9 protein-coding genes and 1 pseudogene are annotated in these 10,927 nt (G+C 35.9%); 3 read left to right on the top strand and 7 right to left on the bottom strand.

What is annotated here, in order from left to right; translation table 11 throughout:
- Both P8H68_RS02525 and P8H68_RS02520 read left to right on the top strand, forming a co-directional pair.
- Positions 1 to 223: pseudogene (locus tag P8H68_RS02525) on the top strand (hypothetical protein); the annotation flags it as partial.
- Positions 224 to 298: 75 nt separating this feature from the next.
- The gene (locus P8H68_RS02520) at positions 299 to 1,141 is read left to right on the top strand and encodes a DMT family transporter (RefSeq protein WP_300321204.1); all 843 of its coding nucleotides are present in this window, start codon (positions 299 to 301) and stop codon (positions 1,139 to 1,141) included.
- Here P8H68_RS02520 and P8H68_RS02515 read toward each other — a convergent pair.
- Positions 1,138 to 2,676, bottom strand: coding sequence for a YifB family Mg chelatase-like AAA ATPase (locus tag P8H68_RS02515; RefSeq protein ID WP_300321201.1), 1,539 nt, complete (start codon positions 2,674 to 2,676; stop codon positions 1,138 to 1,140). The genes P8H68_RS02520 and P8H68_RS02515 overlap by 4 nt on opposite strands.
- Before the next feature lie 205 nt (positions 2,677 to 2,881).
- Between P8H68_RS02515 and P8H68_RS02510 the strand changes: the two genes are divergently transcribed.
- Positions 2,882 to 3,913 carry a LacI family DNA-binding transcriptional regulator gene (locus P8H68_RS02510; protein ID WP_300321198.1) on the top strand — a complete coding sequence of 344 codons (1,032 nt, stop codon included), beginning with the start codon at positions 2,882 to 2,884 and terminating at the stop codon, positions 3,911 to 3,913.
- A 94-nt stretch (positions 3,914 to 4,007) separates the two neighbouring features.
- Here the strand turns inward: P8H68_RS02510 and P8H68_RS02505 are convergent, their stop codons facing one another.
- The 6 genes from P8H68_RS02505 to P8H68_RS02480 all read right to left on the bottom strand — a co-directional run bounded on the left by P8H68_RS02505 (position 4,008) and on the right by P8H68_RS02480 (position 10,884).
- On the bottom strand, positions 4,008 to 4,979 hold the full coding sequence (locus P8H68_RS02505; protein ID WP_300321195.1) for a transketolase C-terminal domain-containing protein: 972 nt from the start codon (positions 4,977 to 4,979) through the stop codon (positions 4,008 to 4,010).
- 9 nt (positions 4,980 to 4,988) lie between these two features.
- On the bottom strand, positions 4,989 to 5,834 hold the full coding sequence (locus P8H68_RS02500) for a transketolase (RefSeq protein WP_300321192.1): 846 nt from the start codon (positions 5,832 to 5,834) through the stop codon (positions 4,989 to 4,991).
- 1 nt (position 5,835) lies between these two features.
- A complete protein-coding gene (gene fsa, locus P8H68_RS02495) occupies positions 5,836 to 6,489 on the bottom strand; it encodes a fructose-6-phosphate aldolase (RefSeq protein ID WP_300321189.1) in 654 nt (217 codons plus the stop codon).
- A gap of 53 nt (positions 6,490 to 6,542) precedes the next feature.
- A complete protein-coding gene (gene xylE / locus P8H68_RS02490) occupies positions 6,543 to 7,970 on the bottom strand; it encodes a D-xylose transporter XylE (protein WP_300321186.1) in 1,428 nt (475 codons plus the stop codon).
- 76 nt (positions 7,971 to 8,046) lie between these two features.
- Positions 8,047 to 9,378: a xylose isomerase gene (gene xylA / locus P8H68_RS02485; RefSeq protein WP_300321184.1), complete on the bottom strand. Its 1,332-nt coding sequence runs from the start codon at positions 9,376 to 9,378 to the stop codon at positions 8,047 to 8,049.
- Positions 9,379 to 9,399: 21 nt separating this feature from the next.
- Positions 9,400 to 10,884: an FGGY family carbohydrate kinase gene (locus P8H68_RS02480; protein ID WP_300321182.1), complete on the bottom strand. Its 1,485-nt coding sequence runs from the start codon at positions 10,882 to 10,884 to the stop codon at positions 9,400 to 9,402.
- Between the last annotated feature and the right edge of the window lie 43 nt (positions 10,885 to 10,927).

Here is a 10,927-nt window from a genome sequence, read left to right as displayed (position 1 = left end):
TTACTTTATTAAAAAGGCTTTACCTGATTTAAAGAGAATAAAATATTCTATAGAACCTGAAAACACCAAATTATCTAAGGAGCTTTTTTTAGCTGGAGATACGTTATTGAATGGCTCTTTAAACGCTGCAATGATTTCAGGAGAAAAGGCAGCACTTGGTGTGGTAGCAGAGATTGTAAAAAGATCGGAAGAAAAGGATGTGTCAGAAGTTTTAATTCATTAGAATTCAGTATAGCTACATCATTTTTTAGTACTACTTTTGTCATCCGTAATATTTTGAAACCCAAATATATTTTTGATGAAAAGTACTCAGTCAATTTTATACATGATATTTAGTGTGATTGCTTTCTCACTAATGAATACAGTGGTGAAGTATTTAAATGATTTTAGCGCTTACCAGTTACTTTTATTTAGATCTGTAGGGACTCTTTTCTTTACTATTCCATTATTGGTGAAAGCCAAGGTTTCCATTTTAGGGAATAATAAAGTGTTACTACTTTCAAGAGGATTAGCTGGTGTTGTTTCATTAACTTGTTTTTTTCAGTCATTGAATTATTTGGCTTTAGGAACGTCCGTTTCTCTTAGGTATACCTCCCCTATATTCGCTGCGATTTTTGCTTTTGTCTTCTTGAAAGAAAAAATAAAACCTATTCAGTGGTTTCTGTTTTTGGTTGCCTTTTCAGGAGTATTGATCATAAAAGGATTTGGAGGAAATGTAAATACCATTGGTTTGGCTTTTATCATGATGTCTGCTATTTCTCTTGGGTTGATTTTTGTGCTGATACGTAAAATGGGAAATAATGAGCACCCACTTGTAATCATAAATTATTTTATGGTGATGGCATTTGTTTTTGGTGGTCTTATGTCTATCAATATTTGGAAAAATCCTACGCCCGAAGAGTGGGCCATGTTATTGAGTTTAGGTGTTTTTGGTTATGTAGGTCAGTTGTATTTAACCAAAGCGTTTCAATCTGATGAGACAAGTGTTATTGCTCCTTTAAAATATTTGGAGGTGATTTTTATGCTTGTCATAGGAGCTTTTTGGTTTGACGAGGTTTATAATTTATGGACTCTGTTAGGGGTGTTTTTAATTATGGTAGGTTTGGTGTATAATATCTATTTAAAAAAGAGTCAACGTTAACTCAACCAGCCTTCTCTGTCTAAACTTCTGTATTGAATCGCTTCAGAAATATGATGCGGTAAAATAGAAGTTGCATTTTCTAAATCAGCTATGGTTCTGCTCACTTTTAAGATTCTATCATAAGCTCTAGCAGATAGATTTAATTTTTCCATGGCGGTTTTCAAGAGCTCTTTGGAAGTGCTATCCAAAACACAGAATGAGCGAATTTGCTTAACAGACATTTGAGCGTTATAGTGCGTGTTTTTCAAGTCGTAAAATCTTTTTGTTTGTTGAGTTCTGGCCTGTATTACCCGTTCTCTAATGGTGTTACTAGGTTCTCCAGTTCTAAGTTCGGTTAATTTTTCAAAAGGCACTGGTGTCACTTCTACATGGATATCTATACGATCTAAAAGGGGGCCAGATATTTTTCCTAAATAGCGTTGCATTTCATGTGGAGAGGAACTCATGGGGCTATCTGGGTCATTGAAAAAACCACTCGGACTTGGGTTCATACTAGCCACCAACATAAAACTACTAGGGTAGGTTACCGTAAATCGAGCCCTAGAAATAGTTACCTCCCTGTCCTCTAATGGTTGTCGCATTACCTCTAATACCGTTCGTTTAAATTCTGGCAATTCATCTAAAAACAATACGCCATTATGCGATAAGGAAATCTCTCCTGGTTGTGGATATTGACCTCCTCCAACAAGAGCCACGTCGGAAATCGTATGATGAGGAGAACGGAATGGCCTTTCATTCATCAATCCGAAATTATCTTTTGTTTTACCTGTAACCGAGTGAATTTTGGTTGTCTCCAAAGCTTCTTCCATTGTCATTGGTGGTAAAATACTGGGCAATCTTTTTGCTAACATCGTTTTACCAGAACCCGGAGGGCCAATTAAAATAATATTATGTCCACCCGCAGCAGCAATTTCCATACATCTTTTTATAGATTCCTGTCCCTTAACATCCGAAAAATCAAACTCAGGATTGTCTAGCGTTTTATTCATTTCTTCCTCTATATTGATGTTCGTTTCTATAAGTTTAGATTTACCATCAATAAAAGAAATGAGTTCTGTGATATTTTCTATTCCATATACTTTAAGTCCTGAAACAATGGCAGCCTCATTGGCATTCTGTTTGGGGAGAATAAATCCTTTAAAGCCTTCTTTTTGAGCTTGTATGGCAATAGGCAAAGCTCCTTTTATGGGTTGTAAACTTCCATCAAGTGAAAGTTCACCCATGATGATATAATCTTCTAAAAAATTGGAAGTTATTTGATTGGAGGCAGCTAATATTCCTATGGCTAACGTAAGATCATATGATGAACCTTCTTTTCGTAAATCTGCGGGTGCCATATTGATGGTTATTTTTTTACCAGGCAACTTGTATCCAATATTATTCAAAGCAGCAGAAATTCGATAACTACTCTCCCTTACCGCATTATCTGGCAAGCCTACCAAATGATATCCAATTCCTTTGTCGATATTTACTTCCACAGTAATCGTGGTGGCTTCAATACCGAATACGGCAGAACCAAAAACTTTTGTTAGCATAGTAGATTTTTTAGCAATTTTTTTACTCTTAGGTTGCCCTCGTGGCACAACTAAAAGTTCCTTTTCTATTAAAGATAGCGAATTTTTAAATTATAAAATAGAAGAAAAAAAGATTAAAACTTGAATCATATGGTTATTTAGAAGACATAAATCCCAATAAAAAACTAACTTAGCCACAGAATAAATCATCTCAAAAAGCACCTTCATGAATAAGAGAATTACTCTTAAAGAAATTGCCAAAGAATTCAATGTTTCCATTGCTACTGTATCAAAGGCTTTAAAAGATAGCCATGATATAAGTACTGGGATGCGCAAGAAAATTCAAGAGTACGCAAATGAGAAAGGGTATATGCCAAATATTTATGCTTTGGGGTTGAAAAAATCAAAGACCAAAACAATTGGTCTTATCCTTCCAAATATTTTGAATAGGTATTTTGCCAAAGTTTTTAGTGGAGTAGAGCGAGTTGCTAATAAGCATGGATATAATGTAATTATTTCTATCTCTCATGATAGCAATGCAAAGGAAGTTGAGGCAACTAATTATTTTTTAAAAGGTACTGTTGATGGTTTTATTGTTTCTCTTGCAGAAGAAACTCAGAAATTGCAAGAGTATAATCATTTTAAAGGAGCCAAGAAGTATGGGGTAGATATGGTGATGATGGATCGGGTAACTGATGAGGTTTTATGTGATAAAGTAATTGTTGATGATTTAAACGCGGCGCATGAGGCGACCTCTTTTTTTATCAATAATGGCAGAAAGCATATTGCAATTGTATCGATTATCAGTCATACTAGTGTTGGTAAACTTAGAATCCAAGGTTATAAAGATGCACTCAAAGAAAATAATCTCTTGGTTGATGAGAATTTGATTTTAAGAATTGGTAAAAATGATGATTTAGAAACGCTGTTAAAAATTGTTCTTGGGAGCAGAAAAGTGGATGCCGTACTTTGTTTAGAAGAATCGGCTACCATAGATACTTTAGAAATTTTAAAAAAAGGGGGCTATACAATCCCTTCGGATATTTCAATGATTGGATTTACCAATGGAGAACTAGCTCAGCACGCTACTCCTAGGGTTACCACGGTAAGTCAACATGGAGTTTATATGGGAGAGCAGGCAATGCAATTTTTAATTGATAGGTTGAGTGCGGATGATGACGATTCAGTTTTGCATCCAAGAACTAAAACCATCAAGACAAATATTATGGAAAGGGAATCTACTATTAGAGTGGAATAGTAGAAAAAATGAATCCTATAAGTAAATAAAAAAAGCATTCATTATTGAGTTTCCTCCTAATGAATGCTTTTTTATGTTGAGCCCAATGGGGCTATTATTTTCTCTTGATTACTTTTTGAACAGCAGCAACAATTGCTTTGTCGTTCAATCCGTATTTTTCCATCAATTGAGCAGGAGTACCAGACTCACCAAAACTATCATTCACAGCAACAAATTCTTGTGGAATAGGATTGTTTTTTGCTAAAACACCAGAGATGCTTTCTCCTAAACCACCCATAAAGTTGTGCTCTTCCGCAGTAACAATACATCCTGTTTTTGCAACAGATTCTAATACTGCAGCCGCATCTAAAGGCTTTATGGTGTGCATATTTAAAACTTCAGCAGAAATACCAAGTTCTTCTAATTGCTCAGATGCTTGTAAAGCTTCCCATACCAAATGTCCAGTCGCAACGATAGTTACATCAGCACCTTCAGTCAATTGAATTGCTTTTCCAATTACAAATTTATTTTCGTGTTCAGTTTCTGTATGCTTAGGCATGTAAATAGGCACTACAGGACGACCAAAACGTAAGTAAACTGGACCTTCGAATTCGGCGATTGCAATAGTAGCAGCCTCAGTTTGGTTGTAATCACAAGTATTGATTACAGTCATTCCTGGTAACATTTTCATCAAACCAATGTCTTCTAAGATTTGGTGTGTCGCTCCATCTTCTCCTAAAGTCAAACCTGCGTGAGATGCACAAATTTTTACATTTTTATCAGAGTAAGCAACCGACTGACGAATTTGATCATAAACTCTACCTGTAGAAAAGTTTGCAAAAGTACCCGTAAAAGGAATTTTACCACCAATCGTTAATCCAGCAGCAATTCCGATCATGTTTGCTTCAGCAATACCAATTTGGAAAAACCTGTTCGGGTTCTCTTCAATGAATTTATCCATTTTCAAAGAACCAATCAAATCAGCACATAATGCTACTACATTTGGGTTTGTTCTTCCTAATTCTGCCAAACCAGCTCCAAAACCAGAACGCGTATCTTTTTTTTCAGTGTATGTGTATTTTTTCATTTCTAGAATTTAGTAGTCACCTACGGTTTCTGGGTTTTGAGAGAGCCCAATTTCTAATTGTTCATCATTAGGAGCTTTTCCATGCCAAGCATGTGTGTGCATCATAAAATCAACTCCATTACCCATTACTGTGTGCAACAAGATACAAACGGGTTTCCCTTTGCCTGTTTTTGATTTAGCCTCTTTCAATCCTGCAATGACAGCTTCTAAATCATTTCCTTTTTCAACATGTAGAACATCCCATCCAAAAGCAGAAAATTTAGCCTCTAAATCGCCCATGTTCAAAACATGATCCGTAGAACCGTCTATTTGCTGCCCATTAAAATCAATTGTTGCAATTAGATTGTCCACGTTTTTTGCAGCTGCATACATGATTGCTTCCCAATTTTGACCTTCTTGTAATTCACCATCACCGTGTAAGGTATATACAAGATTAGAATCGTTGTTAAGTTTTTTTGCTTGTGCAGTTCCAATTCCAACAGACAAACCTTGTCCCAAAGAACCAGAAGCAATTCTAACACCTGGTAACTCTTCATGGGTTGTAGGGTGTCCTTGCAAACGAGAATTTAGCAAACGAAATGTTCCAAGTTCTTCCACTGGGAAATAATCTCTATGTGCTAAAACACTATAAAATACTGGTGAAATATGACCGTTTGACAAGAAAAAAACATCTTCGTTTTTTCCATCCATGTCAAAGGTTCCATCCTTAAGTTCCATCACTTCGTTATACAAAGCAACTAGGAATTCTGTACACCCTAAAGAACCTCCAGGGTGACCAGAATTTACTTTATGAACCATTCTCAAAATATCTCTACGAGTCTGAGAAACAAGATCATTTAGTTTTTGAATTTCCATATTAGTTTCCTTTCGCGTAATCTTTTAAGAATTGTGCCAATCCACTATCTGTTAAAGGGTGTTTTAACAATCCTTCAATAGAAGATAAAGGACCTGTCATTACATCAGCTCCTAATTTAGCACAGTTGATTACATGCATTGTATGTCTCACAGAAGCAGCTAAAATTTCAGTATCAAAATTGTAGTTATCATAGATCAATCTGATTTCTTCGATTAAGTTCATCCCATCTGTAGAAATATCATCCAAACGACCTAAGAAAGGAGAAACATAAGTAGCTCCTGCTTTAGCAGCTAATAAAGCTTGACCAGCAGAAAAAACTAAAGTTACATTGGTTCTAATTCCTTTTGAAGAGAAATATTTACACGCTTTTACACCGTCTTTAATCATTGGTAATTTTACCACAATTTGAGGGTCTAAGGCAGCCAAAGCTTCTCCTTCTTTTACCATTCCTTCAAAATCTGTAGAGATTACTTCTGCAGAAACGTCTCCGTCTACTGCTTCGCAAATATCTAAATAATGTTGTAAAATGTTTTCTTGACCAGTGATTCCTTCTTTCGCCATCAAAGATGGGTTTGTTGTAACACCATCTAATACTCCTAAGTCTTGAGCTTCTTTAATTTGTTCAAGATTTGCTGTGTCGATAAAAAATTTCATTCTTTTTGTATTTAATTTTGATCGGTTTTATTTTTTGAACCCGATTCGATTTATTAATTGTTTTTTTTGTCCCAAAGGTTTTCCATTTCTTCCAAAGTTTTTCCTTTGGTTTCTGGGACATATTTCATGATAAAGAACATAGCTATCAAACTCATGATTCCATAAATCCAATAGGCAAAACCATGATTGAATTTTTCTGTTAGGTAAGAGTTGTCGTTCATCATAGGGAATGTAAGTGATACCAAGTAGTTGGAAATCCATTGCGCAGCAACTGCCACTGCGAGGGCTCTTCCTCTAATTTTATTTGGAAAAATTTCTGCCAATAAAACCCATGCGACAGGTCCCCAACTTACTGCAAAACTTGCCACATATAACATCATGCAGAAAAGAGCAACATAACCAGAAGCACCTGCAAAGAATACAAATCCTAAAGAAAGCATAGCAATAGCCATTCCTAAGGCTCCAATAATCATTAAAGGTTTTCTTCCGTATTTATCAACTGTTTTTACCGCGATAATCGTAAACAAGAAGTTTACAATACCCACAATAATTGTCATCAATAAAGCACTATCCGTTCCCGAGGAAATGGTTTTGAAAATTTCTGGAGCATAGTATAATACCACGTTTATTCCAACAAATTGTTGGAAAACAGAAATCAATACTCCAATCACAATCACAAGCCATCCGAAAGATAGAATGTGACCTGAAGTAGTTTCGTTCATAGAAGCTTTGATCTCTTCTAAGATTGTTTTTCCTTCTTCCTCTCCGTTTACTTTTGTCAATACTTGCAACGCTTCTTCAGGTTGATTTCTCAGCATCAAAGATCTTGGGGTGTCAGGAACTAAGAATAATAAACCTAAGAATAACCCAGCTGGAATTACTTCAGAGGCAAACATCCATCTCCATCCGATCGAATTTAACCATTCATCAGATCCTCCTCCTTTTGAAATAAAGTAGTTTACAAAATAGACCACCATAAAACCACCTACAATAGCAAGTTGGTTGAAGGATACTAGTTTTCCACGACTGTCTGCAGGTGCAATTTCTGCAATGTATAAAGGTGATAACATAGAAGCCAATCCAACTCCAATTCCCCCAATGATTCTGTATACAATAAATACGGTAGATAAGGTATGGTCACCTTCTCCGATCGGAGAAATAAACATTTCAGGCATCGCAGATCCTAAGGCCGAAATAAGAAATAATATTGCAGCTAAAATCAGTCCCTTTTTTCGTCCTAGTTTTTTACTTACAATACCACCAAAAACACCACCGATTACACAACCGATCAATGCGCTAGAAACTAAAAATCCTTTAAAGGCGCTTGCGGCCGTTTCACTAAGTCCTTTAGGTATTACGAAAAAATGATCTAATGATCCAACCGTACCAGAGATTACTCCAGTATCATAACCAAATAGTAGTCCACCTAAAGTAGCTACTAAGGTTAGTTTTAAAAGGTAACTAGAATTTGTTTTGCCCATGTTTTTTATAGTTTAAGATGTTTTGGTTGTTTTGAATAAAAAAAGTGGGTGATCACATGTATCACCCACTTGGAACTTATATGTTTTCGTTCACAATATTTTCAAATAGTTCTTGCTTACCGCTAATGCTTGGCAATTCACCATTCTCCTTAGCAATAGAGTACAAATCTTCAAAAGATAATTTTCCTTCTTCAAATTCTTTTCCTTTTCCAGAGTCGAAAGAACTGTAACGGTTTTCTCTTAAATCAGCGTATTTAGATTCTCTCATAATTTTGTCAGCAACAATCAATCCTCTTGCAAATGTATCAGCACCTCCAATATGGGCTAAGAATACATCTTCTAAGTCCGTTGAGTTTCTTCTGATTTTTGCATCAAAGTTGACTCCACCACCTTTTAAACCTCCAGCTTGTAAGAAAATTAACATTGCTTCAGCAGTTTCTTGGATATTGTTCGGGAACTGGTCTGTATCCCATCCGTTTTGATAATCACCTCTGTTGGCATCAATACTACCTAACATACCAGCTTGAGCAGCTACATCCATTTCATGTTGCATTGTATGACTCGCTAAAGTTGCGTGGTTTACTTCAAGGTTGATTTTGAAATCATCTTGTAAGTTATGTTTGTTTAAGAATCCAACAACTGTTGCAGCATCAAAATCGTACTGGTGCTTTGTAGGCTCCATTGGTTTTGGCTCAATAAAGAAGTTTCCTTTGAATCCTTTACCTCTGGCATAATCTTTAGCCAATCCTAAAAATTGTCCCATATGGTTCAATTCACGTCCCATATCAGTATTTAATAAAGACATGTATCCTTCACGTCCTCCCCAGAATACGTAGTTCTCACCACCCAATTCCATTGTTGCATCTAAGGCTAATTTAATTTGTCCACCTGCTCTGGCAACTACATCAAAATTTGGGTTTGTAGAAGCTCCATTCATGTATCTTGGGTTAGAGAAACAGTTTGCTGTACCCCATAATAATTTAACGCCAGAAGCTGCTTGTTTTTCTTTCAAATAAGCAACGATTTCTTTCAAACGAGCTTCAGATTCTTCGAAAGTAGCTCCTTCCTGAATCAAGTCAAAATCATGGAAACAGTAATAATCAAATCCCATTTTTGTGATAAATTCAAAAGCAGCATCTGCTTTTTCTTTTGCAGCTTGCACTGGATCAGCATTTTGATCCCATTCAAAGTTTTGTGTTCCTGGTCCAAATGGATCAGATCCTTGTCCACAGAAAGTATGCCAATATGCTATAGAAAACTTAAAGTGCTCTCTCATAGTTTTTCCTGCGATTACTTGATCTGGGTTGTAGTATTTATACGCTAAAGGATTTTTTGAGTCTTTTCCCTCAAATTTAATTTCTCCAATTCCTTTGAAGTACTCCTTACTTCCGATTGTTAACTTTGACATATCTGTATGAATTTATATTTATTATTTGTTTTTTAATAAGATTTCTAGTTCTGTTTTCCAGTTGTTATATGCTTGCTCATAAGGAGCTTTATTTTTCAAAGGCATATAGGTCATCACATGATCGTTTTGAGTGATATTATCTCCAAATTTTTTGAAGTCACCATCCGTTAAACCGGCGGCTCTTGCAGCTCCCACGGAACCTGTAGTATTGTAGATTTCTATTTCATGACCAATCAGTGTTGCGACAGTGTTTGAAAATATTTCAGAACGAAATAAATTGTCATTTCCAGCACGGATCACATTGATCACTGCATTGTCATTTTTTAAGATATCCATTCCATAAACAAATGAAAAAGCAATCCCTTCTAAGGCTGCTCTGTACATATGTCCGTCTGAATGTTTGTTGAAGTTGAGGTTGCAATATTGAGAACCTACATTTTTATTATTTAAAATTCTTTCTGCTCCGTTTCCAAAAGGAATCACCACAAGTCCATCTGAACCTACAGGAACTTCTCCTGCTTTGTTGTTCATTTCTTCATAACTATTTGCAGCTAAATTATCTTTCATCCAACGGTACTGAATTCCCGAACCATTGATGCACATTAATTTACCTAGAATTTGGTTGTCTTTGGCATAATTTACATGAGCAAAATTATTTATTCTAGAAGATTCTTTTGATTTCTTTGAGTTGGTTACAGCATAAATTACCCCAGAAGTACCTCCTGTGGCTGCAACTTCACCATGATTGAATACATTTAAAGAAAGAGCATTGTTTGGTTGGTCTCCCGCTCTGTAATTTACGGTAGCACCTACCGGAATACCTGATGCTTCCGAACCTTCTGTGTTCACAGCCCCTTGGTCGCTGAAATTCTCAACAATATCAGGAGTTAGAGATGGGTCAATTCCGTAGTAATTAAGAAGGAAATCTGCGACAGAATCAGATTCATAATCCCATAAAATCCCCTCAGATAAACCGTTTTTAGTGGTGTTAAAAACACCTGTAAGTTTGAAAGCGATATAATCTCCAGGTAACATATACTTGTAGATTTTATCATAGGTTTCTTTTTCATTGTCAAGAACCCACTTTAGTTTAGAAGCTGTAAAGTTTCCAGGAGAGTTTAGTAATTTATCAGCACAAATATCCTTTCCGATACCATTAAAAGCATCGTTTCCTATATTCACGGCACGACTGTCGCACCAAATAATTGAATCACGTAACGGAGTTCCTTGCTTGTCAACCACAACCAATCCATGCATTTGATATGAAATTCCAATTCCTGTTATTTTTGAAGCATCTATTTTAGATTCCTTGATCGCTCTTTTAGAAGCAATACAAGCATATTTCCACCAAGTGTCAGGATTTTGTTCTGCCCAATCAGAATGGATCGCATTAATTTCCATTTCGTTTTCTGGTTCATGAACCGCCGCTAAGTTTTCTCCTGTGGCTGCATCAACAATTGCTACTTTCACTGAAGAGCTTCCTATGTCAAATCCTATATAATACAATGCGAATATTTTTAAAGTTAGTAGGTCAAAATTATACTATACT

This window comes from Flavicella sp., from assembly GCF_029238425.1.
Classification (GTDB): Bacteria; Bacteroidota; Bacteroidia; order Flavobacteriales; family Flavobacteriaceae; genus Flavicella.
The sequence above is the reverse complement of the archived record's forward strand: the minus strand, read 5'-3'. Positions and strand labels throughout refer to the sequence as shown.